This is a genomic window from Sphingomonas crusticola, assembly GCF_003391115.1.
Classification (GTDB): Bacteria; Pseudomonadota; Alphaproteobacteria; order Sphingomonadales; family Sphingomonadaceae; genus Sphingomonas_I; species Sphingomonas_I crusticola.
The window spans coordinates 2,697,553-2,720,955 of the sequence record NZ_QTJP01000001.1 but is presented as its reverse complement, the minus strand read 5'-3'; the positions used below and the strand labels follow the sequence as shown (position 1 = coordinate 2,720,955).

The window sequence follows — 23,403 nt, the reverse complement described above, 5'->3', positions numbered from 1 at the left end:
CCTATTCAGGCCGCCTGAGGATCGCGCAGAATTCGTTGCGGCCGAACGCGGGATGGTAGAGCCCCGCAATCTCCAGCCCGATCAGGCCTAGCTCGCTTAACGTGTTCACGATCGATCTGAAGCCAGGCGGTGTGAAATACCAGGCATGGACGTCGACATATCCTCCGGCGGCTCGATCATATTCGTCAAGTGCCGCCTGGACCCGCGCCGCGCGCCTGCGCTCGGGATCGCCATGGTCACCCTGCCAATGCCGCAGGGACTCATTGTGCGTGGTCAGCGCACGATGCTCGATCACGCTTTTCAGCGTATGGGCCGATCGCTCCTCCCGATAGGCGGCTAGCACATCGGCGATCGTGCTGTCGGCGATGAAATGATCGAAACAATAGCGTTTGTCCGGAATGATCAGGAAATAACTGCCGCCTGGGTGTAGAATATGCTCCACCTGCTGCAGGTGGCGTACCAGATCGGGCTGATGCTCGATCGCATGGCTGCTCAGCACCGCGTCGTAACGGCGATCGACCCGCTCCAGCCCGCCGACATGGTGGATGATGTCCGGGACACCGGCGGGATTGCCGCGTGTAGTGGACGCGCGCTTACGTAATTGCTCTGCGTCCAGGACATCGAGATATTCGACATTGGGCCCGCGCTTGAGCGGGGAGTGGAACGGCCCGATTTCCAGGATCGAGCAATCATCGTCGATGAAAGCGAGCAGGTTTTCGCGCAGCGCCAGCGGCGACGCGACGATGCCCTTTTCGCGCCCATGTTCGCGATAATGATCGAGCGCTGCGGCATCATCCAGATCGGCGAGAGCCGGATCGCTGGCGCGATAGACCGCGGGATCGAAAGTCGGTGGCGGTGTACGCATCAGGCGCTGGCGAAGAGCTGGCCGAGGTCGCGAAAGGCCTTGAACTCGAGCGCATTGCCCGAGGGATCACGAAAGAACATCGTCGCCTGCTCGCCTACCTGGCCTTGGAATCGAATATGCGGCGCGATGCCGAAGTCGACACCCGCCGCCGCCAACCGGGCGGCGAGCGCATGCCAATCGTCCCAGTCGAGCACGACCCCGAAATGCGGCACCGGCACATCATGCCCGTCCACGGGATTGGTAATCCCCACGGGCTTGGCCGCCGGGTCGAGATGGGCAACGATCTGATGACCGCGCAGATCGAAGTCGATCCACTGATCGGAACTGCGCCCTTCGGGACAGCCGAGCAGCCCGCCATAAAAGGCGCGCGCGGCCGCGAGGTCGTGGACGGGAAAGGCGAGATGGAAGGGCTGAAGAGGCATGGCGCCTTACTAGCGGCTATCGCGTTGCGCGTCATTCCACCTTCGCATTCATCGCGCTAAGGGACGACCATGCCTGTGCTCGGCGCGACCCGCGCTTATCCGCTCGCCTTCGTGCTGGGAGTGATCGCCGCTTGCGGCTTTGCGCCGCTGGAATTGTGGCCGCTGACGTTGCTGTGCTTCGCCGGCCTCATTGCCCTGCTTGAACAGGCGGCGACCTGGCGGCGCGCTGCGGCGCTGGGCTGGTGGCTCGGCCTCGGCCATTTCTGTCTCGGCCTGAACTGGATCGCGACCGCGTTCACCTATCAGGCGGCGATGCCCGCGTGGCTCGGGTGGGTCGCGGTAATTCTGGTGTCGATATACCTCGCCGCCTTTCCGGCGCTGGCTACGGCTGTCGCCTGGTGGCTGGCAAGACGCTGGAGGTCACCACTGATGCTAGGTCTGGCCGCAACCTGGATCATCAGCGAGCTCGTGCGCGCCACCCTGTTCACAGGGTTCGCCTGGAACCCGTTGGCCGCAATATGGGCGCCGGTCTGGCCGGTGAGAGGCTTTGTCGCGGTGATCGGCACCTATGGCTTGTCAGGGGTTACGGTCCTGACGGCTGGACTGATCTGGAAGTCGGTTCACGACCGCAAGTCGGCTGTGTCCCTGCTGGCAATCTTCATTGTGGGGAGCGGATCGGCGTTGTTGCGGTCGCCCACCCCGGAAGTCACTCTTTCGGGGCCCCTTCTCCATGTCGTCCAGCCCAATATCGGCCAAGAAAATAAGTGGGATCAGGCGCACAGCGCAGACAATTATCGCCGGCTCGCCACCCTCAGCGGCAAGCCGGGGCCCCGCCCGCGTGTCGTCCTGTGGCCCGAGGTTGCGATCCCCGCCATTCTGGAACAGGACGAGCTGGCGCGCCGTTCGCTCGCTGCCCTGCTTGGCCCGCGCGACGTCATGCTCACGGGCGCGGAAACGATCCGATTCGCACCGGATGGCCGCCTCGCTTACGCGGCCAACAGCCTGTTTGCGCTTGACGCCGAAGCCCACATCCTCGGGCGCTACGACAAGGCTCACCTCGTTCCATATGGCGAATATCTGCCGATGCGGCCAATCCTGTCGCGGGTCGGCCTGTCGCGGCTTGCACCGGGCGATGCCGACTTCAACTCGGGGCCGGGTCCGCGCAACGTGGAGCTGCCGGGGATCGGCAAGATCGGAGTCCAGATCTGTTACGAAATCATCTTCTCCGGTCACGTTATCGATCGTGCCCATCGCCCGATGTTCCTGTTCAACCCGTCCAACGACGCCTGGTTCGGACGATGGGGCCCGCCGCAACATCTCGCCCAGGCGCGGTTGCGGGCAGCGGAGGAAGGCCTGCCGGTGGTCCGCTCGACGCCGACCGGCATCTCGGCGGTGATCGACGCTGGCGGACGGCTGCTGGGCGCGCTGCCCTGGCGTACCGCCGGCGCGATCGAATTGCCGCTGCCGCCCGCGCACGCGCCGACCCTGTTCGCGCGCTTCGGAAATATTTTGCCATTGGCCCTCGCGCTTTTCTTGTTCGCTATCGGGTTTGCAAGCCGCCGCCGTGCAAGCTAAGCGGCACATATAACGATAGCTTTATATCTGGCCTTCGGGCGCTCATCCGAGGAATTCTTACCCCATGCGCAGCGACTATCTCTTCACGTCCGAAAGCGTTTCGGAAGGTCATCCCGACAAGGTGGCAGACCAGATCTCGGACGCAGTGGTGGATCTGTTCCTCGGCAAGGATCCGGAGGCGCGCATCGCCTGCGAGACGCTGACGACCACCCAGCTGGTCGTGCTGGCGGGTGAAATCCGCGGCAAGGGCATCATGGATGAGGCCGGCAATTGGGCGCCAGGCGTGCAGCAGGAAGTCGAAGACACGGTCCGCGCGACGGTGAAGCGAATCGGCTATGAGCAGGACGGCTTCCACTGGAAGACCTTCCGTTTCGAGAACAACCTTCACCCGCAGTCCGCCCATATCGCGCAGGGCGTCGATGCTTCTGGCAACAAGGATGAAGGTGCTGGCGATCAGGGCATCATGTTCGGCTATGCAGCCGACGATACGCCCGATCTGATGCCGGCGACGCTCTATTACAGCCATAAGATTCTCGAGCGCATGGCCGCCGATCGTCACTCAGGCGCGGCGCCCTTCCTCGAGCCCGACGCCAAGAGCCAGGTGACGCTGCGCTACGAGGGCAGCAAGCCCGTCGCCGCGACCGCAATCGTGGTCTCGACCCAGCACGGCAAGGGGTATGACGAGGGCGAGAAGGAAGCCGAGCTCAAGGCCTATGTGAAGCAGGTCGTCGCCGACATCCTGCCGGCTAATCTGCTGTCCGACGCTACCGAATATCACATCAACCCGACCGGCAGCTTCGAGATTGGCGGGCCGGACGGCGACGCCGGCCTCACCGGCCGCAAGATCATCGTCGACACTTACGGCGGCGCATCGCCCCATGGCGGCGGCGCGTTCAGCGGCAAGGATCCGACCAAGGTCGATCGCTCGGCGGCTTACATTACCCGCTATCTGGCGAAGAACATCGTTGCCGCCGGGCTCGCGCAGCGCTGCACGATCCAGCTGGCCTATGCGATCGGCGTGTCCAAGCCGCTGTCGCTCTATGTCGATACGCACGGCACCGGCACGGTCGGCGACGATCAGATCGAAGCCGCTATCATGAGCATCCCGAAGCTTGGCGGGCTCACCCCGCGCAGCATCCGCACGCACCTGAAGCTGAACAAGCCGATCTACCAGAAGACCGCCGCCTACGGCCATTTCGGTCGTCAGCCGGAGGGCGACTTCTTCCCGTGGGAACGCACCGACCTGGTCGACGATCTCAAGGCGGCGCTTTAATTCTATCGAGCCCCGCCTGCGCGGCGGGGCTCAACCTTTCCTATTTCTTTTCGCCTCGGCCTTTGCGGAACAGCGGCTGCTGGTTGGTCCGGTAAAATTCCTGGACGCATTCCCACCCCTCTTCCGCCGTCTCGCAGAAGTGAAACAGGTCGAGGTCCTGGGGGGCAACCACGCCTTCCTCAACCAATGCGTCGAAATTGACCACGCGGTTCCAGAATTCCTTGCCGTAAAGCAGGATCGGGAGGACCGCAGTCTTGCCCGTCTGTACCAACGTCAGCAGTTCAAAGAATTCGTCGAACGTGCCGAAGCCGCCCGGGAACACCGCCACCGCACGCGCCCGGATCAGGAAGTGCATCTTGCGAAGCGCAAAATAATGGAAATTGAAGCTCAGGTGCGGCGTGACATAATCGTTCGGCGCCTGCTCGAACGGCAGCACGATGTTCAGGCCTACCGAATCCTTGCCTACATCGGCCGCACCGCGATTGGCGGCTTCCATGATGGCAGGGCCGCCGCCTGAGCAAACGACAAACTGCCGCTTGCCTTCGACCGAGTTCGGCGCATCGCTCGCCAGTCGTGCCAATTGGCGCGCGACATCGTAATAATGCGACTTGGCCTTGAGGCTTTGAGCGATACGTAGCTGGGTATCGGTCTTCGCTGCTTCGATCAGCATGTCGGCCCGCTCGGGCGAGGGGATACGCGCCGACCCATACATCACGAAGGTTGACCCGATCCCGGCTTCTTCCAGGTAAAGCTCTGGCTTCATCAATTCGAGCTGGAAGCGCACGGGACGCAGATCGTCGCGAAGTAGGAAGTCCGTATCCATATAGGCCAGGCGATAAGCCGGGTCCGACGTTTGCGGCAGAACGTGGCCGGCCTGCTGCGCAGCCGAGGCTGCGTCGTCCTTGGCCTTGGGGAAGATGCGATTGGGAATGGATGTATCAGTCATTGCCGCGCAGTTAGCGGCAGTAGGGCCCCCTGCCCATATCGAAATGGAGATGGTCGCGATGAAAGGCGTTCGCGTCGGGGCCCAGCACGACGTTGAACCGACGGCAGGCGGCGCTGTGGAGATCGCGCAGAAAAGCGCGCGCTTTGTCGTCCGGGCCGTTCCAGCCGTCTTTCACCGTGATGCGGCGTCCATCCGCCAGATTGAAGGCGGAAATATCGATCGCATCGGCACGGCCATGTTCGGACAATTTGTTGCCCTCGACATTGTTGACCGGACGGCAGGCGAACGAGCCGAAACTCTCGATCTTGGCGACATTGCTGCCCAGCCGGGCGCGAGCAGCCTGTTGCACAGATTGCTGGATCCAAATCACAAATGGCCGCGCCAAGCCACATTTGATCGCGCCGAGATTGGTGACGGGAATGCCGATCGCCACCAGCTTGACGGTTTGTGTCGCCGAACAGCCATTGGCCCAGCTGCGATCCGGCAACGGCTGAACCTTGGCGCCTAGCCCGGCAAGATCGACGAGACAGGCCTTGAACGCACGCGGATCGTCGACCGGTGGGGGAAGGTTGCGTCCGGGTTGGGGTTTATCCTTGAGACAACCCGCAAGCGCGAGGAACAGGCAGAGCAGAATTACGGCACGCATGTCGTGCCGTTAGCGGGCCGGCGCCGCGCTCACCACCAATGTTGCACCCGGGGAGGAGACGAAGCCCTCCTGCTTGGCTTGACACGATCGTCGCGCAGGCATGATGGTATCGCAAACATAATAAGGGGATCGCCTGTGAAACGCGTCTTATGGTTCGCTACCGCCTGCTTGTCGCTCTCCGCTGGCGCAGCTTCGGCGCAAGAGCGCTTCCCGTTGTGGAACGGCGGCGTACCCGGCTTCGAGGCGCGGGCGTCGATTCCCGAAATGTCACAGGATTATTGGACCAAACACGTCAACAACCCCAGCGTAACGGCCTATTTGCCGGATCCTGCCAGGGCGAACGGTACGGCAGTGCTGGTGGTGCCGGGTGGCGGCCATGCTTTGCTGGTGACGACCACGGAAGGGGATGCAGTCGGCAAATGGCTTAACGATCGCGGCGTGGCCGCATTCGTGCTGCGCTACCGCCTGTTCCGCGAGGAAGGCTCGCCTTACACGCTCGACGATGCGCGCGCGGATACCGAGCGGGGTATGCGCTTCATCCGCGCCCATGCCAGCCAATTTCACGTCGACCCCAATCGCGTTGGCGTGATCGGTTTTTCGGCCGGAGGCGAACTGGCACGGATGGCGAGCCTGAGCGCGCCCGTTCGCGCCCGGGGCAAGGGAGATGCAGTGGACCTGCTGCCCGCAAGGCCAGATTTCTCGATCCTGATCTTTCCAGGACCGCTCCATGGCGACGAGCGCGTCACGAAGGACGCACCGCCGGTCTTCCTGGCCGCCGCCAACGACGATCAATGCTGCTCGCAGCCGCCGATCGACATCCTCAAACTCTATCGCGATGCGGGCGCATCGGCGGAGCTTCATATCTACCGCGCGGGCGGCCACGCTTACAATCTGGGTGAGCGCACCGATCTGATCGCGCTCAAACATTCGCCGCAGCAGATCGAGGATTGGCTGAGTGATAGCGGCCTGCTGGGGCATCCCGCGCCGGCGACCGGAGCCAAGCTGGACCCACAGCCCAAGGCGAGATAGCCCGTTGCCCGCAAAGCTGGGATTCAGGAGAGATTGCACCCAGCCTGATGAAATCCCGGCTTGCGCTGGGATTACCGGCACGCCGATTGACTCCCCGCTCGCCGTCTTTAGAAGCGCCGGCGGGCCACGCCGTCCCAACGCGGCGCGCGCTCTCTGTGAGGAGAGACTATTTTGACGGACCTACCGAAACCGGGCGTTAAGCCCGTTCGCCCCTATTTTTCTTCCGGCCCCTGCGCCAAGCCCCCGGGCTGGCATGCCGACGGATTGGCCAGCGCCTCGCTTGGCCGCTCGCACCGCTCCAAACTCGGTAAGAGCCGCATCGTCCATGCGATGGACATGACGCGCCACATCCTCAAGCTGCCCGACACGCACCGCCTCGGCATCGTCCCCGCTTCCGATACCGGCGCGGTCGAGATGTGCCTGTGGTCCATGCTGGGCGCCCGCCCCGCCACCATGATGGCATGGGAAAGCTTCGGTGAGGGCTGGGTGACGGATGTCGTCAAGCAGCTCAAGATCGACGCCAGGGTGATGAAGGGCGATTACGGCCAGCTTCCCGACCTCCAGGCGGTCGATTGGTCGACCGACGTGGTTTTCACCTGGAACGGCACTACCTCCGGCGTGCGTGTGCCGAACGGCGACTGGATTCCGCACGACCGCCAGGGCCTCGCGATCTGCGACGCCACGTCGGGCATCTTCGCGGCCGATCTGCCGTGGGACAAATTGGATGTCGTCACGTTCTCCTGGCAGAAGGTGCTGGGCGGCGAAGGCGCGCACGGCGTGCTTATCCTGGGCCCGCGCGCGGTCGAGCGCCTCGAAAGCTATGTGCCCGCCTGGCCGTTGCCCAAGATCTTCCGCATGACCAAGGGCGGCAAGCTCAACGACACGATCTTCAAGGGCGACACGATCAACACGCCGTCGATGCTGGCGGTCGAGGACTGCATCTGGAGCCTCGAATGGGCGCTCGGCATCGGCGGTCTTTCGGGCCTGATGGATCGCGCCGACGCCAATGCCGCCGCGCTAAATGCGTGGGTCGAGAAGACCGATTGGATCGACCATCTCGCGATCGATCCTGCTACCCGGTCGAACACCAGCGTCTGCCTGAAATTTGCCGATCATGCGGTCGAAGGTCTTGATGACGAGGCCAAGTTGGCACTGGTCAAGAAGATCGCAGCGTTGCTCGAGGCGGAAGATGCGGCCTACGACGTCGCCGGATATCGCGACGCCCCTCCGGGCCTGCGCATCTGGTGCGGCGCGACCGTCGACACGGCTGATATCGAAGCGCTCGGCCCGTGGCTCGACTGGGCCTTCCACACCGCCCGCGCCGCGGTCTGATCCATTCAGCTCCTCGGCGAAAGCCGGGGGCCAGCTCTTCCCCTTCAACTGGACCCCGGCTTTCGCCGGGGAACGGAGACATGAAAATGCCCAAGGTTCTGATTTCCGACAAGATGGATCCCCGTGCCGCCGAGATCTTCCGCGAGCGCGGCGTCGAGGTGGACGAGATCACCGGCAAGACGCCGGAAGAGCTCGCCGCCATCATCGCCGACTATGACGGGCTCGCGATCCGCTCCTCGACCAAGGTGACCAAGGCGATCCTGGAGCATGCGACCAACCTCAAGGTGGTCGGCCGGGCCGGCATCGGCGTCGACAATGTCGATATCCCTGCCGCCAGCGCCAAGGGCGTGGTGGTTATGAATACCCCGTTCGGCAATTCGATCACGACCGCCGAACATGCCATCGCATTGATGTTCGCGCTCGCCCGCGATCTGCCCGAGGCCGACAAGTCGACCCAGGCCGGCAAGTGGGAGAAGAACCGCTTCATGGGCGTCGAGATGACCAACAAGACGTTGGGTCTGATCGGCGCAGGAAATATCGGCTCGATCGTCGCCGATCGCGCGCTCGGATTGAAGATGAAGGTCGTCGCCTACGACCCCTTCCTCACGCCTGACCGTGCGCTCGAACTCGGCATCGAGAAGGTCGAGTTGGACGAACTGCTCAAGCGGGCGGACTTCATCACACTCCACACGCCGCTGACGGACAGCACGCGCAATATCCTGTCCAAGGAAAATCTCGCCAAGACCAAGAAGGGCGTGCGCATCGTCAATTGCGCGCGCGGCGGCTTGATCGACGAAGCCGCGCTCAAGGAGGGGCTGGATTCGGGCCATATCGCCGGCGCCGCACTCGACGTGTTCGTAACTGAACCAGCCAAGGAATCGCCGCTGTTCGGGACGCCCAACTTCATCTCGACGCCGCATCTCGGCGCCTCGACGACCGAAGCGCAGGTCAATGTCGCGATCCAGGTCGCCGAGCAGATGGCCGATTTCCTCGTCAATGGCGGCGTTACCAACGCGCTTAACATGCCAAGCCTTTCGGCCGAGGATGCGCCCAAGGTGAGACCGTATCTGGCGCTGGCCGAGAAGCTCGGCAGCCTGATCGGGCAGCTCGCGCACGATAACCTCACCAAGATTTCGATCGAGGTGGAGGGTGCCGCCGCCGAGCTCAACATCAAGCCGATCACCGGCGCCGTGCTGGCCGGGCTGATGCGGGTCTATTCCGATACGGTGAACATGGTGAACGCGCCGCATCTCGCGAAGGAGCGCGGGCTCGACGTCCGCGAAGTGCGGCACGATCGCGAGGGCGACTATCACACCCTGATCCGCGTCTCGGTCCAGACCAGCCAGGGCGAGCGCTCGGTTTCCGGCACTTTGTTCGCAAACTCGCAGCCGCGCCTCGTCGAGATTTTCGGCGTGAAGGTCGAAGCCGACTTGACGGAGCGGATGCTCTACATCGTAAACGAGGATGCCCCCGGCTTCATCGGCCGGCTCGGAACCACGCTGGGCGAGGCGGGCGTCAATATCGGCACCTTCCATCTTGGACGTCGCGCGGCAGGCGGCGAAGCCGTACTGCTGCTTTCCGTCGACCAACCGGTCGATGGCGAGACGCTGGAGAAGGTCAAGGCGCTGCCGGGCGTCAGGACGGTCAAGGCGCTGGAATTCTGAGCGCTCTGGCCGCCGCGCGCCGTTCGCGCCGAGCGAAGTCGAGGGGTGCCGAGCGCAACCGAGAGATCCACGCTCCGCTCGAACATGGGTCTCGACCTCGCTCGACACGAACGGATGATGGGGAACAATGATGGGGGAAGCGTCTAACGCCGTCGCTAAACCCTCCCGGTTGGGCATCGTGGACGGGCTGCGCGGTTACGCGCTGTTCGGGCTCTTCCTCGTCCACATGACCGGCTATTTTGAGCTCTACAATGCGCGGCCCGTACCCAGCCTGGTGCAGGACAGCGTGCTGCTGCTGTTCCTCGGCAAGTCGTTCACGCTGCTCGCCATCTGCTTCGGCTTCAGTTTCTTTGTCATGATGGACGGCGCTCGGCGGCGGGGGCAGCCGTTCGCCGGGCGCTTCGCCTGGCGACTGGCGCTGCTGTTCGGCATCGGATGGCTGCATTCGCTCATTTATCGCGGCGACATCATCGTGGTGCTGGCGACGGCTGGTTTCCTGCTCATCCCGTTCGACGCCATCCGCTCGACAAGGCTGTTGCTGGTGCTGGCCGCGATATTGCTGCTCCAGCCATTCCTGATCCTGCGCATCGTGGCGGGCCATTACGGGGCTGCCTGGGCGCTGGCAGACCCGTTCTTTTACAATGACGGCGGCGCGATGGGGCCCTCCTTGTTCGGCTCGTTCGGGGACTTGGTGCAAGCCAATTTCGTCGCCGGCAAGGTCAGCAAATGGTCCTTCTATGTCGAGACCGGGCGGATCGTTCAGATCCTCGGCCTCTATCTCGTGGGCCTTGTGTTGGGCCGCCAGCGTTTCTTCGCCGAGCCCGAGCGCTTTGCGCGACTGCGGCTGTGGGCCCTGATCGTCGCGGTAATTGCGATCCCGCCGCTGGCTTATGCGCGCGATCTCGCCTGCTGCCATCGTAACGGACCGCTTTACTGGGCCGACGTCATGCTGGCGGGCTGGTTGGATATTGCCGGCATGGTCATCTCCCTGCTGGTCTTCGTTCAACTCTGGATCTGGGGATCTGGCCGCATCCTTAACCGCTTCATCCCCGCCGGGCGTATGACGCTCACCCTCTATATCGGGCAGAGCCTGGTGTTCGTGCCCGTATATTATGGGTTTGGGCTGCACTTGTGGGATCGCATCACCCAAACGGAATCTCTGCTGCTCGGGCTCGCGGCATTCGCTCTGCAACTGGTCTTCGCGACCTACTGGTTTCGGTATTTTCTGTACGGACCTCTCGAATGGCTGTGGCGGGCCGCGACCAAGCTTTCGCTCGACGTCCCCTTCCGTCGCCGCGCGGAACCGTTAAAGCGCTCCGCGACATGACGATCGCTCCTGGCCTCCTGCCCGAAGGGCTGCGCGACCGCCTCCCGCCTGAAGCGGAGGCAGCGTCGCGCCTGATGCACCGCGTGATCGTCGCCATCGGGCGGCATGGTTATGCGCGCGTTTCGCCGCCGCTGGCGGAGTTCGAGGAAAGTCTGGTCGGGCGGCTCAAATCGTCGCGCGCGCAGGATCTGCTGCGCATGGTCGATCCCGTATCGCAGCGTATGCTCGCCCTGCGTCCCGACATCACGGCCCAGATCGGTCGTATTGCCGCGACCCGTATGGGCCACGCGCCCCGCCCTCTGCGGCTCGCCTATGGCGGCCAGGTCATCAAGTTGCGCGCCACGCAATTGCGGCCCGAACGCGAACTGGCACAGGCCGGCGCGGAGTTGATCGGCAGCGACAGCGTGGCGGCGGTGAGTGAAATATTGCGGGTCGCGATCGATGCGCTCCGGGCGGCGGGGGTGACGGACATCACCATCGACCTCACCTTGCCCGACCTGGTGGATACGCTCGCGGCCGGTGCATTGCCGATCGATCCCGCTCAGGTAATGTACGTGCGCACATTGCTGGATGCCAAGGATGCGGGCGGCCTCGCGGCGGCGGGCGCAGATGCCTATCTGCCTTTGCTGTCGGCAGCCGGCCCGCTCGACGGCGCGCTGTCGAAGCTACGCGCGCTGGATCGCACACAGGCGCTCGACAGCCGCCTCGCCGCGATCGAGCAGGTCGCGGCCGCGATCGGCGATGGCGTCACGCTCACGCTCGATCCGACCGAGCGGCATGGCTTCGAATATCAAAGCTGGATCGGCTTCTCGCTGTTCGGCGCCGGTCTTACCGGCGAGATAGGACGCGGCGGCAGCTACACGATCGTCCACGCAAATGGGCGGGAGGAAACCGCCGTCGGTTTCTCGCTCTTCATCGATCCGCTGGTCGACATGGGGCTTGGGGTGGAACTAGCCCGTCGCGTCTTCCTGCCGCTCGGTCATGACTTAGCCGTTGCGGCGCGGCTGCGTGGTGAGGGTTGGACGACAGTCGCGGCGCTTTCGGAACAGGATCAGCCACAGAATTGCACCCACCGGCTCGAAGGATCGCAGCCGGTATCGCTCTGATTTTCCCGTTCGTCCCGAGCGAAGTCGAGGGGCGTATCCGAGCGAAGTCGAGGACTTCTCGCTATGCTCGAAGGGAGTTCTCGACTTCGCTCGAACCGAACGGATAGGGTTTCACAATGGCCAACGTCACCGTCATCGGCGCCCAGTGGGGCGATGAGGGCAAAGGTAAGATCGTCGACTGGCTAGCGAGCCGCGCGGATGTCGTCGTGCGCTTCCAGGGCGGGCACAATGCCGGCCATACGCTGGTGGTCGGCGACGAGGTTTACAAGCTCAGCCTGCTGCCGTCCGGCATCGTGCGGGGCACCTTGTCGGTCATCGGCAACGGCGTCGTGCTCGATCCGTGGCACTTCCGCGACGAGGTCGCCAAACTCTCGGCCCGCGGGCTCAACATTTCGCCTGACACGTTGCAGGTCGCCGAGACCTGCCCGCTAATATTGCCGTTCCATCGCGACCTCGACGGCCTGCGCGAGGACGCCTCGGGCGCGGGCAAGATCGGCACGACCCGGCGCGGCATCGGCCCGGCTTATGAAGACAAGGTCGGACGGCGCGCGATCCGCGTATGTGATCTGGCGCATCTCGACGATCTCGGGCCCGAGCTGGATCGGCTGCTGGCGCATCACGACGCGTTGCGCGCGGGCTTCAATCAGCCGCCGATCGACCGGGATAGCCTGATGGCCCAGTTGCGCGAAGTCGCCGAGATATTGCTGCCTTATGCCAAGCCGGTGTGGCGCACGCTCAACGAGGCGCGTGCGCGCGGGCGGCGCATGCTGTTCGAGGGCGCGCAGGGCGTGCTCCTCGACGTCGACCATGGCACCTATCCGTTCGTCACATCGTCCAACACCATCGCGGGGACGGCGGCGGGCGGTTCGGGCCTTGGCCCGGATGCGGCAGGGTTCGTGCTGGGGATCACCAAGGCCTATACCACCCGCGTCGGCCAGGGCCCCTTCCCGTCCGAGCAGGATAATGAGACGGGCGAGCGGCTCGGAATGCGTGGGCACGAATTCGGAACGGTCACCGGACGCAAGCGCCGCTGCGGCTGGTTCGATGCCGTACTGGTGCGGCAGGCGGTCGCAGTGTCGGGCATTACCGGCATCGCGCTGACGAAGCTCGACGTGCTCGACGGCTTCGAAGAATTGAAGATCTGCGTCGGCTACAAGCTCAATGGCCGCGACTATGATTATCTGCCGCCGCATCCGAGCGACCAGGCGTCGGTCGAGCCGGTCTACGAGACGATCGAAGGCTGGAGCGGCTCGACGGCTGGCGCGCGCAGCTGGGCCGACCTGCCGGCGCAGGCGATCAAATATATCAGGCGGATCGAGGAATTGATCGGCTGCCCGGCCGCGATCGTCTCGACCAGCCCGCAACGCGACGACACGATCCTGGTGCGCGACCCCTTCCGCGATTGACCGCCACGCCTCTCAATACCGACGAACGGTGAAGCCGGCGGCCTGACGCGCACCGGCTCGCGCAACCCTAGTTGCAGTTCGGCTCGTAGCGGCCGCTCGTCTTGTTGTAGAATAAGGGGCAATGCTGGTCGTCCGACTGTCCCTGGCTGTCCGACTGGAACTGACTGTCCGGGCCGGCTGGACCGCCGACGAAGTCGGACGGCGCCGGGCGATCGTAGACGCCATAGGCCGGCGGGGGCGGCGGGACGTCGTAATAATAAGCATTGTAGCCCCACGGATAGGCACCGAGCGCATAGCCGCCGAACAGGCCGAGCGCGAAGGCGTCGCCATAGCCGTAGCCGCCCCAACCATAGCCATAGCCGCCGCGCCAACCGCCGCGATAGCCGTGACCGTAACCTCCATGGTAGCCGCCGCCATGGTAGCCGCCGCCATGACCATAGCCCCCGCCGCCGTGGTAACCGCCACCGCCGAAGCCGCCGCCATGGGAACCGCTGCCACCATGCGAACCGCCACCATGGCCGCCACGCTGCGCAGTGGCCGGGACGGCTGCCAGCAGTGCGAGCGAGGCCGCCGCGATCAAGGTGTTTGCTATCTTCATGGACCGTCTCCCATCGAGCGGCCGACCCGTTCGAATATCCTTTTCAGTATATAGGCTATGGTTTTCCGCTGTTTAGAGGGCTTGCCCCAATTTGCGGCGAAACGAGTGCTCGATCACCGGCTCGACAGGATGAAGCTGTTACCGTCGGGGTCGCGAAAGCGCGTGAAATTGCCCCAGGGCTGCTTCTCCGGCGGCGATATGTCGACCCCCCGGTCGCGTAGCTGGGTGAAGCTATAGTCGACATCGTCGCACTGGAACGAGCCGTTGAAGAACGTGCCGATGCGGTCTTCATGGCCTTCGGGCGTGAACAGGACCACACCGGTCTGCGCACCCGGGATGGTAAGCTCGATCCAGCGCTGATGGCCCATCGGCTGATCGGTCGCCACCTTGAACCCCATCTTATCGGTCCAGAAGGCCAAGGCGCGGTCCTGATCACGCGTCGGAATGCTGACAAACTTAAGCTGCCTGATCATGGAAACCTCCTGCGCCGATGGTAAGACGCGCCCTTTCGGCGCGGAAGCGTGGCAGCTATTGCTATAGCAATGAGCGCCCATATCCAGATTGACCGCTACGTCCTGGCGACTTTGATGCGCGATCTCGTTGGGCACGACCACCGCCCGTCGGCATTCCTCGTCTATCTCGCCTTACTCGACGTGGCTGCTTCGGGACGCGCGTTGAGCCACGCGCAGATGGCCGAGCAGACCGGCCTGTCCAAACGCGCGGTCCAGGATGCGATCGGACACCTGGCCAAGCGTGAGCTGGTGACGATCCAGCGTGGCGGGCGCGCCGAGCCGGCTGTTGTCCGGCCGCTGTCGCCGTGGCGCTCACGCGCCAACGCTGACTAGCTGCGCGGCAGCCCCGCACCACCGAGCGGGACGGTCTCGCTGCGGCTGTCGAAGCCCGCAATCAGCGGACGCCCCTTTGCGATCGCCGCCTGGACGGCCGGCAGCTTGAGTGAATCGCCGTGGCTCTGCTGGCTGTCCCACACTTCGGTGATCCACAAGGCATCGGCATCGGCCGTGTCTTCCGCGACGATATAGCTGAGGCACCCCGGCATGGCTCCGGTGCCTTCGAGCAGGATCGCGGCCAGTTCGGCCCGCTTGCCTGGCGTGGCCTTCATCCGTCCGATCAGTCCGTACATCGGCTTTGCTCCTTCGGCGTTCGCGGATCCCGCTACCGCGAAGGCGGCGCTGGTGGCGATCAGGGTGCGGCGGTCGATCATCCGTAATCCTACCGTCACCCCAGCGAAGGCTGGGGTCCATGGCTCCCATAGCAATCGTATCGGCGCGATTGGAGAGAGACATGGATCCCAGCCTCCGCTGGGATGACGGACGATAATGCTAGCTCAACGCAAATCCGGCGGGGTCGCTTCAGCCTTGAGCATGGCGATCGCCTCGTCGAGCGGCAGGATTTGCTGGCCTTCGCTGCCGAGGCGGCGGATGGCGACGGTGCCTTCCTCGGCCTCGCGCTTGCCTACCACCAGCAATGCAGGGACCTTGGCGAGGCTGTGCTCGCGCACCTTATAGTTGATCTTCTCATTGCGCGTGTCGGCCTCGGCACGGAGGCCGGCGGCCTGGAGCTTGGCCACGACCTGCTCGGCATAGCCGTTGGCGTCCGAGACGATCGTCGCCGCGACCGCCTGCACTGGCGCCAGCCACAGCGGGAAACGGCCCGCATGATGCTCGATCAATATACCAATGAAACGCTCGAACGTGCCGAGGATCGCGCGGTGGAGCATGACCGGACGGTGCTTCTCGCCATCCTCGCCGATATAGAACGCATCGAGCCGCTCGGGCAGGACCGTGTCGGTCTGCATCGTGCCGCACTGCCACGTCCGCCCAATGGCGTCGGTGAGGTGGAACTCCAGCTTGGGCGCGTAGAAGGCCCCCTCACCTTCCAGTTCTTCCCAACCATATTCCTCGGTATCGCGGCCCGTCGCCTTGACCGCGTCGCGGAGGGATTGCTCGGCCCAATCCCACATCTCGTCGGAGCCGAAACGCCTTTCGGGACGCAAGGCGAGCTTGATCGAATATTTTTCGAAACCGAGGTCGCGATAGACGATGTCGAGCAGGTCGCAGAATTGGCGGACCTCCTCGATCAACTGATCTTCGCGCACGAACAGATGCGCGTCGTCCTGCGTGAATTGGCGCACGCGCATGATGCCATGCAAGGCACCATGTGCCTCATTGCGATGGCAGCAACCGAATTCGGCGAGGCGCAGCGGCAGATCGCGATAGGATTTGATGCCCTGGCGGAAGATCAGGACGTGCGCCGGGCAGTTCATCGGCTTGAGCGCCATGAGCTCCGCCTCACCCGTCAGGACCGGACCTTCTTCCTCGGCATTCGGGATCTCGTCGGGGACGACGAACATATTTTCGCGATATTTGCCCCAATGGCCGGACTGCTCCCACTGGCGCGCGTCCATCAGCTGCGGCGTCTTGACCTCGCTATAACCGGCGGCGTCCAGCCGGCGGCGCATATAGGCCTCCAGCTGGCGCCACAGGATATAGCCCTTGGGATGCCAGAAGACGCTGCCATGCGCCTCGGCCTGGAGGTGGAACAGGTCCATCTCCTGGGCTATCTTGCGATGGTCGCGCTTGGCGGCTTCCTCCAGCCGAACGAGATGCGCGTCCAGCTGTTTCTTGTTGAGCCAGCCGGTGCCGTAGATGCGGCTCAGCATCGCGTTCTTCTGGTCGCCGCGCCAGTAAGCGCCCGAGACGCGCGTGAGCTTGAATGCCTGTGGATCGAGCTTGCCGGTCGAGGCGAGATGCGGGCCGCGGCACATGTCGAGCCACGTGCCGGAGCGATAGACGGTCAGTTCCTCGCCATCGGGGAGTTCGGCCGCCCATTCGGCCTTAAAGGTCTCACCCTGGTCGCGCCACTTGGCGATCAGATCCTCGCGCTTCCACACTTCGCGCACCAGCTTCTCGTCGCGGGCAATGATAGCGCGCATTTCGGCCTCGATCGCGGGCAGATCCTCCTCGGTGAACTGCCGCTCCCGGGGCGCGAAGTCATAATAAAAGCCGTCCTCGGTCGCGGGGCCGAAGGTGATTTGCGTGCCGGGGAAGAGGTTCTGCACCGCTTCCGCCAAAACATGCGCGAAATCGTGACGGGCGAGCTCGAGCGCGTCCTTCTCGTCGCGGGCGGTAACGAGCGCGAGGTTCGCATCGCCTTCGAAGGGCCGCGTGATGTCGCGCAGCTCGCCGTCGACCCGCGCCGCGATCGCCGCCTTGGCCAGGCCGGGCCCGATCGCCGCGGCAATGTCAGCCGGCGTAGTGCCCGGCGCGACTTCGCGCACGGAACCGTCGGGCAGGCTGATCTTGAACATGGCGGACATGGGTAAGCGGATCCTGGTCGGGAGGAGTGATGAAGATGGTGCGCCCTATGCCCGTGAAAAGGGGCCGAAGTCCACGGCTGGTGTGCTGTGCAAATTCCATCATCGCGAGGCGCGGAGCGCGCCGTGGCGATCCAGGCCGAACATGGGACTGGATTGCTCCTCTTCGGCGACTTCGGTTCGCTACCCTCGCAATCACGATGGTGGAAAAACAAACGCCCGGACCGTTTCCGATCCGGGCGCCTGCGTGACGATCGCTCGTCAGCCCCCTTTTTACCGCGGGGCCCACACGCTCCGTCTTGCGACGTGCGGGGCCTTCCGCGTCTCCCCGAACCATGGCCAAGGCCAACGTTTCGTGAGTTTGTGCTAGGACAAACAGCGCAGGCCGTCATCGCTGTTCTTGCTGGTCAATCCAGAATGGTTGCACCCTGTGCCCGATCCGCAACAGCGCCGGAGGGCTGTGATCAGACGACAACGAGGCGGTCCTGCCCGAGATCGGCCAGTAGCCCGACCATTCCGCCATAATCGAACCGCGCGTCCAGCGCCGTCGCGTCCAGCCCGGCCGCGGCGAGCCCCCCCTGGCATAAGGTGACAGTCGCGCCGAGATCGAAGCAGCTGTCGAGCAATTCCGCGCCGGACGTTGCAGCCAGCCGCACCGCTTCCCCATCGAGCAGCAGCCGCGTGCGCCCGCCAAGCGCCGCATGAGCGGCGGCGAGCGTCAGAGCAGTCCGGAAGCGGACCGGGTCAGGCGTGGCCACGATGATCGCCAGCCCGGTCATGCTGCGCACCTGCAGCCGGGATCTTTGGGCAAGGCGAGCGTGCGAAAGCGGAAGTCGAGCGCATCGACCAGCAGCAGGCCTCCGGCCGGATCCTTCCCGAACGGCACGAGCGCGCGGATAGTCTCAATCGCGGCGAGGCTGCCAAGCATACCAGTAAGCGCACCGAGCACGCCCTGATCGGCGCAAGACACGTCCGGGCGATCCGGATCGCTACCGACCAGGCAGCGGTAGCAGGGTTTGTCTGCCTCCCAGCCGCGGAACACGCCGAGCTGGCCATCGAACTGGCCCACCGCCGCGGAGACCAATGGGATGCGCAGGTCGCGCGCCGCGTCCGCGGCGATAAGGCGCGTGGCGAAATTGTCGGAGCCGTCGACCAACACATCGATGCCGGTCAGCAGATCGGACGCGTTGCCGAGGCCGAAGCGCTCGGTGCGGGCATCGACGCGGACATCGGGATTGAGCCGTGCCACCGCCACCGCTGCCGCGTCCGCCTTGCGCGTGCCGACGTCGGCCGTCGCGAACAGCACCTGGCGCTGGAGGTTGGAAAGGCTGACGATATCGTCGTCGATGATGGTGAGGTGGCCGATGCCGGCGGCCGCGAGATATTGAATCGCGGGCGCGCCGATACCGCCCGCGCCGATCAGCGCGACGTGCGCGTCGAGCAGCCGTTGCTGGCCCGCCCCGCCAATCTCCTTGAGGATGATGTGGCGGGCATAGCGATCGAGCTGCGTGTCGTTCACCGCCCGGTCGAGCCGAAGCCCCCCTGCCCGCGCGCGGTTTCGTCGAGCTCCGCGACCTCGGTGAAGCGGGCCCGCTGGACGGCGGCGGGGACGAGCTGAGCGATGCGCTCGCCGCGCGCGATCGCAAACGGCTCCGAGCCGAGGTTGGCGAGGATCACCTTTACCTCGCCGCGATAATCGGCGTCGATCGTGCCGGGTGTGTTGAGGCAGGTGATGCCATGCTTAAGCGCAAGGCCCGAGCGTGGGCGGACCTGGACTTCGTACCCCACCGGAATGGCGATGGCGAAGCCGGTCGCGACAGCGAAACGGGCGCCGGGCTCCAGGATCAGGCTTTCGCCCGCGACCACGTCCATGCCGGCGGCATGTTCGGTGGCGTAGGACGGCAACGGCAGGCCCTCGCCATGCGGCAGGCGCTTGAGGCGAATCTCGATTCCGACGGGCAGGTTGGTCATGGTGCCGCCATAGCCGAGCGCGTTGCCCGGGTGCTAGGCCGGTGCGCGAGACGGCAGTTGTCGTTGCAAGAAGCGGGACCGGCTCAAGGCCGGGGTGGCGGAAGACGAAGGCCGCTTATTTGATCGGCACCAGCCGGATGATCATGCCTGGAGTGGATTCCGAGAGGCCGACGCCGGTGCCGAGTCCGGTCGGATTTTGCAGCAATATATAGAGCAGGCCGTCGGGGCCGGTGACGACGGCGCGGGTGCGGCCGAACTTGTCGAACAGAATTTCCTGGGCGGTCACCTGCCGGCCGTGGATTTCCAGTCGCCGCAATTGCTGGCCGGCGAGGCCAGAAACGAACAGCGAGTTCTTCCAGCCCGGATATTTGCTGCCCGAATAGAAAGTGATGCCGCTCGGAGCGATAGTAGGCGTGTAAAAGACGACCGGCTGCTCCATACCGGGAGCGCTGGTGCCGGTGATGCCGGGCTGCTTGCCCATCGAGATAACGCCCCAACCGTAATTCCGGCCCTTCTCAATGATGTTGATCTCGTCGCCGCCGAACGGGCCGTGCTCCGATTCCCACAGCAGGCCCGTGACCGGATCCCAGGCGAGCCCTTCCGGGTTGCGGTGGCCGTAGGACCAGATGGTCGGAACTGCGTCCGGCGTGTGCACAAACGGATTGTCGGCAGGCACGCTGCCGTCGGCATTGACGCGGTGGATCTTGCCGAGTGGGCTCGCCAGATCCTGGGCGTTGCGCATGTCGCCGCGCTCGCCGACCGAGAAGAAGAGATGCCCGTGACGATCAAACAGGAAGCGCGAGCCGTAATGCGAGCCGCTGGTCGTATAGCGCGCGGACGGCGCCCGGAAAATAGTCTGGGTGTCGGTCCAGCGGTTGTTAGCATCCAGCCGGCCGCGGATCGCCACCGTCATCGTGCGCGGCACCGGATCGGCGGACGAGCCCGGGTCCGCCTCGCTGTAGGACAGATAGATCCAGCCGTTGCGGCGATAATCGGGGTGGATCGCCACATCGAGCAGGCCGCCATCCTGCCCGGCATGGATCGGCGGCAGGCCCGACACGGGAGCGGGCAACAGGGCGCCATTCCTGGCGACGATGCGCAGGCGGCCGGGGCGCTCGGTCACCAGCATGCGCCCGTCGGGGAGGAAGACCATGCCCCATGGCGTTTCGAGCCGAGCGACGACCTCCACCCGCACATCCTGCTTCTGCGTGTGCAGCACCTGACCGTCTGGACTGGGCACGAAGGGATGGCGCGGCGGCGTGGCGGGCGCGGGCGTGCGCAGATAGGCGGCCAGTGCGGCGATCTGCGTGTTGCTGAGCGTCCCACCGAAGGCGGGCATTTCGGTGCCTGGCACGCCGGCGGCAATGGTATGGCGAAGCTGGGCGTCGACCCGCGCGACCAGGCGCGCCTCGGTCAACGCGGGCCCGCGACCGCCCGCGCGATCTGCACCGTGGCAGCCGGCGCAATTGTCCGCGAACAGCCGTGCGGGACCGGCGGGTGGGTCGGACGGAGCTTGGGAGTGCGCCGCACTCCACAGGAGCAGGACGCTAGCGGTGGCCGCGGCAAGAGTCCTGATCGTGAGGCCCATTGCCGACTCGCTCTGTGACTATTGCGACTTAGCCGCAGACTTGGCGGGCTCGGCCGGAAACGACTTGCTAAGGTAGGCCTTGATCTCCGCCACCTCGGCATCGCTCGCCTGGGCGCCTCGCCCGACCATCGTTTCGACCAGTTCGTCCCAGCCGGCGGGGGTGAGCCGTTGGGTCGCGGCGATTTCGGGCGCGTGGCAGGCAGAGCAGACCTTCACGACGGTGTCGTGGCCGGGCCCGGGCGGGAGGGTCGAGGCTTGTGAAGGCTGCGCCGTTGCGGGGGCCGGCGCGGCTATTGCGACCGCGGCCACAACGAGGCCAACAATAGGTTTACGCATGATCAACTCCATCCAGTCCGTGCGCTACGTCTATCATCGCCGCCTTGCCCTGTACTGAAGATTCGCCTGCATCATGGCAGTGAGAAAGCCACCACCTCATCACCTTCCAGCTTGGTGATGTTCTGGCTGCCGCCGGTGGCGACGACCGCGATAAATTCCTTACCGCCCGCGCCGGCATAGATGATCGGCGTCGAGGCGGCGGCCGCCTCCAGCTTGGTGGTCCAGATTTCCTTGCCGGTGCGGCTGTCGAAGGCGCGGAAGCGCTTATCGTCCGTGGCGCCGACGATGGCGAGGCCGGTAGCGGTCAGCGTCGCGCCGCCGAGACCGGGGCGGCCGGTATTCTGCAGGCCGGCGGGGAAATCGTCGGTCACGCCCAGCGTCGAGCGCCAGGCGATCTTGCCCGTGTTGATGTCGACCGCGACCATCTGACCCCACGGCGTCGGCCCGCAGGGCAGGCGCCGGTCGGCATCCCAGAAGCGGCGCGTGCCGGCGAGCGGGCCCTGATTGACGTAGGTGCCCTCGGCGGTTTTCACCATCCGCATCGGCTGGGCGAGATTATTGACGTTGGCAATGAACAGGCCGCGCTTGGGATCGTAAGCGCCGCCATAATAATTCACGCCGCCCTGCGTGCCGGGCAGCGACACGGTGTAGCGATCGAGCTCGAGCGGCGTGTAGATCGGGCCGAGCTTCATATTGTTGTCGTCGACCAGTTTCTCGCAATAGGCCTGATGCGCCGCCTCGCCCTTGTAGAGATTGTCGCGACGCAATTCGGTCTGGGCAAGCGGCTCGGGTAACACCGGAAAAGGCTGGGTCGGCGACAATTGCTCGCCCGGGATCGTGCTGGCCGGAACCGGGCGCTCGACCGCGCCAAAGATCGGCTTGCCGGTGACGCGATCCAGCACGAACATCAGGCTGTTCTTGTTGACCGTGACCAAAGCCGGGATGACGCGACCGTTGCGGCGCACGTCGACCAAGGTCGGCGGAGATTGGGTATCCATGTCCCACACGTCATGGTGGGTAACCTGGAAATGCCATAGATATTTGCCGGTGTCGGCACGCACCGCCACGATCGAGCTGGAATAGAGATTGTTGCCCGGACGGTCGGCCCCGACGCGGTCATTATTGGGCGCGCCGAGCGGCATGTAGAGAATGCCGCGCTTCGCATCGATCGTGAAATAGCCCCACACGTTGACGCCGGAGCGCTGCTTCCAGCTGTCGCCCCCCCACGTCTCATGGCCGGGCTCGCCGGGGCCGGGAATGGTCTTGAAGGTCCAGACGAGCTTACCGGTGCGCGCATCCCAGGCGCGCGTATCGCCGGCCGGACCCTTGCCGCCGCTCGATCCGCCGGGCCCTTCGCCGGGTCCGGCGCCGGTGATGAGCAGGTTCTTCCAGACGATCGCGGGCGACGGCAGGATGTAGGAATCGCCCGGCCGGCCGTTCATGACCTCCGGCGTCTTGAGATCGACGATGCCCCCATTGCCGAAGCCGGCGTTGAGCGAGCCGTCGCGCGCGTTGAGGGAGATGAGCTTGCCGCCGCGCGTGCCGACCACAATCGACGGTGGCGCGGTGTGATCGCCGGGCCAATAAGAGACGCCGCGGATCGAGCCGACATCGTTGTTCGGCAGGATTGCGACCCATTTCTCCTGGCCGGTCGAGGCATCGAGCGCGACCACCCGGCTATAGGGCGTCGGCAGATACATGACGTTGCCGATGACGAGCGGGATCGCTTCCGAGGTGAAGCGCCGGTTGCTTGCGGTCGCGCCAGGGGCATCGGCGGGCTTCATATGGTAAGTCCAGGCGCGCCGCAGCCTGGTGACATTGGCCGGCGTGATCTGGGTCAGCGGCGAATAACGCTGGCTACCGAGGTCGCGGCCGGAGGTCGGCCAGTCGCCATCGGCCGCACAGGCGGTGCCCGTCAGCAACGCGGCGAACGATGCGCCGGCGATCAGCCTGTGTACGGCCCTCATACTCATCCTTCCTGACAT

23 protein-coding genes are annotated in these 23,403 nt (G+C 64.7%); 9 read left to right on the top strand and 14 right to left on the bottom strand.

The window, feature by feature from the left end:
• Position 1 precedes the first annotated feature (1 nt).
• Both DX905_RS12950 and DX905_RS12945 read right to left on the bottom strand, forming a co-directional pair.
• Positions 2-865 (bottom strand): class I SAM-dependent methyltransferase, encoded by an 864-nt coding sequence (locus tag DX905_RS12950; RefSeq protein ID WP_205412254.1) that lies wholly within the window; start codon positions 863-865, stop codon positions 2-4.
• A complete protein-coding gene (locus tag DX905_RS12945) occupies positions 865-1,287 on the bottom strand; it encodes a VOC family protein (protein WP_116091716.1) in 423 nt (140 codons plus the stop codon). Before DX905_RS12945 ends, DX905_RS12950 begins: the two co-directional genes overlap by 1 nt.
• 69 nt (positions 1,288-1,356) lie before the next feature.
• Between DX905_RS12945 and lnt the strand changes: the two genes are divergently transcribed.
• Entirely contained in the window at positions 1,357-2,862 is a 1,506-nt protein-coding gene (lnt, locus tag DX905_RS12940; protein ID WP_116091715.1) for an apolipoprotein N-acyltransferase, read from the top strand.
• A 64-nt stretch (positions 2,863-2,926) separates the two neighbouring features.
• A complete protein-coding gene (gene metK / locus DX905_RS12935) occupies positions 2,927-4,135 on the top strand; it encodes a methionine adenosyltransferase (RefSeq protein ID WP_116091714.1) in 1,209 nt (402 codons plus the stop codon).
• Between the two features lie 40 nt (positions 4,136-4,175).
• Here the strand turns inward: metK and DX905_RS12930 are convergent, their stop codons facing one another.
• Together DX905_RS12930 and DX905_RS12925 are read right to left on the bottom strand one after the other, a co-directional pair.
• Complete coding sequence (locus DX905_RS12930; RefSeq protein WP_116091713.1) at positions 4,176-5,081, bottom strand: LOG family protein; 906 nt, start codon at positions 5,079-5,081, stop codon at positions 4,176-4,178.
• Between the two features lie 10 nt (positions 5,082-5,091).
• Positions 5,092-5,727, bottom strand: coding sequence for an extensin-like domain-containing protein (locus tag DX905_RS12925; protein WP_116091712.1), 636 nt, complete (start codon positions 5,725-5,727; stop codon positions 5,092-5,094).
• Positions 5,728-5,862: 135 nt separating this feature from the next.
• On the opposite strand from DX905_RS12925, the gene DX905_RS12920 reads away from it, so the two are divergent.
• The 6 genes from DX905_RS12920 to DX905_RS12895 all read left to right on the top strand — a co-directional run bounded on the left by DX905_RS12920 (position 5,863) and on the right by DX905_RS12895 (position 13,591).
• Positions 5,863-6,756 (top strand): alpha/beta hydrolase, encoded by an 894-nt coding sequence (locus DX905_RS12920; RefSeq protein WP_116091711.1) that lies wholly within the window; start codon positions 5,863-5,865, stop codon positions 6,754-6,756.
• A 171-nt stretch (positions 6,757-6,927) separates the two neighbouring features.
• Positions 6,928-8,088 carry a phosphoserine transaminase gene (locus DX905_RS12915; protein WP_116091710.1) on the top strand — a complete coding sequence of 387 codons (1,161 nt, stop codon included), beginning with the start codon at positions 6,928-6,930 and terminating at the stop codon, positions 8,086-8,088.
• 86 nt (positions 8,089-8,174) lie between these two features.
• Entirely contained in the window at positions 8,175-9,752 is a 1,578-nt protein-coding gene (serA, locus tag DX905_RS12910) for a phosphoglycerate dehydrogenase (RefSeq protein WP_116092544.1), read from the top strand.
• Positions 9,753-9,879: 127 nt separating this feature from the next.
• Positions 9,880-11,079 carry a DUF418 domain-containing protein gene (locus tag DX905_RS12905; RefSeq protein WP_116091709.1) on the top strand — a complete coding sequence of 400 codons (1,200 nt, stop codon included), beginning with the start codon at positions 9,880-9,882 and terminating at the stop codon, positions 11,077-11,079.
• On the top strand, positions 11,076-12,185 hold the full coding sequence (locus DX905_RS12900; protein WP_116091708.1) for an ATP phosphoribosyltransferase regulatory subunit: 1,110 nt from the start codon (positions 11,076-11,078) through the stop codon (positions 12,183-12,185). The genes DX905_RS12905 and DX905_RS12900 overlap by 4 nt, the downstream gene beginning before the upstream one ends.
• A gap of 116 nt (positions 12,186-12,301) precedes the next feature.
• Entirely contained in the window at positions 12,302-13,591 is a 1,290-nt protein-coding gene (locus DX905_RS12895) for an adenylosuccinate synthase (protein ID WP_116091707.1), read from the top strand.
• Positions 13,592-13,658: 67 nt separating this feature from the next.
• Here the strand turns inward: DX905_RS12895 and DX905_RS12890 are convergent, their stop codons facing one another.
• Both DX905_RS12890 and DX905_RS12885 read right to left on the bottom strand, forming a co-directional pair.
• Entirely contained in the window at positions 13,659-14,189 is a 531-nt protein-coding gene (locus DX905_RS12890) for a hypothetical protein (protein WP_116091706.1), read from the bottom strand.
• Positions 14,190-14,302: 113 nt separating this feature from the next.
• Entirely contained in the window at positions 14,303-14,662 is a 360-nt protein-coding gene (locus tag DX905_RS12885) for a VOC family protein (protein ID WP_116091705.1), read from the bottom strand.
• A gap of 69 nt (positions 14,663-14,731) precedes the next feature.
• On the opposite strand from DX905_RS12885, the gene DX905_RS12880 reads away from it, so the two are divergent.
• Positions 14,732-15,034 (top strand): Rrf2 family transcriptional regulator, encoded by a 303-nt coding sequence (locus DX905_RS12880; RefSeq protein ID WP_116091704.1) that lies wholly within the window; start codon positions 14,732-14,734, stop codon positions 15,032-15,034.
• Here DX905_RS12880 and DX905_RS12875 read toward each other — a convergent pair.
• From DX905_RS12875 to DX905_RS12840, 8 genes are all read right to left on the bottom strand, one after another.
• The gene (locus DX905_RS12875) at positions 15,031-15,411 is read right to left on the bottom strand and encodes a putative quinol monooxygenase (protein WP_205412253.1); all 381 of its coding nucleotides are present in this window, start codon (positions 15,409-15,411) and stop codon (positions 15,031-15,033) included. The two genes, DX905_RS12880 and DX905_RS12875, sit on opposite strands and share 4 nt — an antisense overlap.
• Before the next feature lie 123 nt (positions 15,412-15,534).
• Positions 15,535-17,526, bottom strand: coding sequence for a threonine--tRNA ligase (thrS, locus tag DX905_RS12870; protein WP_116091703.1), 1,992 nt, complete (start codon positions 17,524-17,526; stop codon positions 15,535-15,537).
• A gap of 461 nt (positions 17,527-17,987) precedes the next feature.
• The gene (locus DX905_RS12865; RefSeq protein ID WP_116091702.1) at positions 17,988-18,302 is read right to left on the bottom strand and encodes a peroxiredoxin; all 315 of its coding nucleotides are present in this window, start codon (positions 18,300-18,302) and stop codon (positions 17,988-17,990) included.
• Positions 18,299-19,042 carry a HesA/MoeB/ThiF family protein gene (locus tag DX905_RS12860; RefSeq protein WP_116091701.1) on the bottom strand — a complete coding sequence of 248 codons (744 nt, stop codon included), beginning with the start codon at positions 19,040-19,042 and terminating at the stop codon, positions 18,299-18,301. Before DX905_RS12860 ends, DX905_RS12865 begins: the two co-directional genes overlap by 4 nt.
• The gene (gene dut, locus DX905_RS12855; RefSeq protein ID WP_116091700.1) at positions 19,039-19,494 is read right to left on the bottom strand and encodes a dUTP diphosphatase; all 456 of its coding nucleotides are present in this window, start codon (positions 19,492-19,494) and stop codon (positions 19,039-19,041) included. Before dut ends, DX905_RS12860 begins: the two co-directional genes overlap by 4 nt.
• 115 nt (positions 19,495-19,609) lie before the next feature.
• Positions 19,610-21,082 (bottom strand): PQQ-dependent sugar dehydrogenase, encoded by a 1,473-nt coding sequence (locus DX905_RS12850; protein ID WP_116091699.1) that lies wholly within the window; start codon positions 21,080-21,082, stop codon positions 19,610-19,612.
• An 18-nt stretch (positions 21,083-21,100) separates the two neighbouring features.
• The gene (locus DX905_RS12845; RefSeq protein WP_162875609.1) at positions 21,101-21,418 is read right to left on the bottom strand and encodes a c-type cytochrome; all 318 of its coding nucleotides are present in this window, start codon (positions 21,416-21,418) and stop codon (positions 21,101-21,103) included.
• A gap of 71 nt (positions 21,419-21,489) precedes the next feature.
• Positions 21,490-23,385: an outer membrane protein assembly factor BamB family protein gene (locus DX905_RS12840; protein ID WP_162875608.1), complete on the bottom strand. Its 1,896-nt coding sequence runs from the start codon at positions 23,383-23,385 to the stop codon at positions 21,490-21,492.
• Positions 23,386-23,403: the final 18 nt, after the last annotated feature.

Excerpts from the sequence above, each read along its gene's own strand:
- DX905_RS12880 (WP_116091704.1), top strand. The coding sequence starts at position 14,732 with ATGAGCGCCCATATCCAGATTGACCGCTACGTCCTGGCGACTTTGATG.
- DX905_RS12890 (WP_116091706.1), bottom strand. The coding sequence starts at position 14,189 with ATGAAGATAGCAAACACCTTGATCGCGGCGGCCTCGCTCGCACTGCTG.
- DX905_RS12950 (WP_205412254.1), bottom strand. The coding sequence starts at position 865 with ATGCGTACACCGCCACCGACTTTCGATCCCGCGGTCTATCGCGCCAGC.
- serA (WP_116092544.1), top strand. The coding sequence starts at position 8,175 with ATGCCCAAGGTTCTGATTTCCGACAAGATGGATCCCCGTGCCGCCGAG.
- DX905_RS12945 (WP_116091716.1), bottom strand. The coding sequence starts at position 1,287 with ATGCCTCTTCAGCCCTTCCATCTCGCCTTTCCCGTCCACGACCTCGCG.
- DX905_RS12840 (WP_162875608.1), bottom strand. The coding sequence starts at position 23,385 with ATGAGGGCCGTACACAGGCTGATCGCCGGCGCATCGTTCGCCGCGTTG.
- DX905_RS12885 (WP_116091705.1), bottom strand. The coding sequence starts at position 14,662 with ATGATCAGGCAGCTTAAGTTTGTCAGCATTCCGACGCGTGATCAGGAC.
- DX905_RS12875 (WP_205412253.1), bottom strand. The coding sequence starts at position 15,411 with ATGATCGACCGCCGCACCCTGATCGCCACCAGCGCCGCCTTCGCGGTA.
- dut (WP_116091700.1), bottom strand. The coding sequence starts at position 19,494 with ATGACCAACCTGCCCGTCGGAATCGAGATTCGCCTCAAGCGCCTGCCG.
- DX905_RS12925 (WP_116091712.1), bottom strand. The coding sequence starts at position 5,727 with ATGCGTGCCGTAATTCTGCTCTGCCTGTTCCTCGCGCTTGCGGGTTGT.
- DX905_RS12845 (WP_162875609.1), bottom strand. The coding sequence starts at position 21,418 with ATGCGTAAACCTATTGTTGGCCTCGTTGTGGCCGCGGTCGCAATAGCC.
- DX905_RS12900 (WP_116091708.1), top strand. The coding sequence starts at position 11,076 with ATGACGATCGCTCCTGGCCTCCTGCCCGAAGGGCTGCGCGACCGCCTC.
- DX905_RS12895 (WP_116091707.1), top strand. The coding sequence starts at position 12,302 with ATGGCCAACGTCACCGTCATCGGCGCCCAGTGGGGCGATGAGGGCAAA.
- thrS (WP_116091703.1), bottom strand. The coding sequence starts at position 17,526 with ATGTCCGCCATGTTCAAGATCAGCCTGCCCGACGGTTCCGTGCGCGAA.
- metK (WP_116091714.1), top strand. The coding sequence starts at position 2,927 with ATGCGCAGCGACTATCTCTTCACGTCCGAAAGCGTTTCGGAAGGTCAT.
- lnt (WP_116091715.1), top strand. The coding sequence starts at position 1,357 with ATGCCTGTGCTCGGCGCGACCCGCGCTTATCCGCTCGCCTTCGTGCTG.
- DX905_RS12930 (WP_116091713.1), bottom strand. The coding sequence starts at position 5,081 with ATGACTGATACATCCATTCCCAATCGCATCTTCCCCAAGGCCAAGGAC.
- DX905_RS12905 (WP_116091709.1), top strand. The coding sequence starts at position 9,880 with ATGATGGGGGAAGCGTCTAACGCCGTCGCTAAACCCTCCCGGTTGGGC.
- DX905_RS12850 (WP_116091699.1), bottom strand. The coding sequence starts at position 21,082 with ATGGGCCTCACGATCAGGACTCTTGCCGCGGCCACCGCTAGCGTCCTG.
- DX905_RS12865 (WP_116091702.1), bottom strand. The coding sequence starts at position 18,302 with ATGACCGGGCTGGCGATCATCGTGGCCACGCCTGACCCGGTCCGCTTC.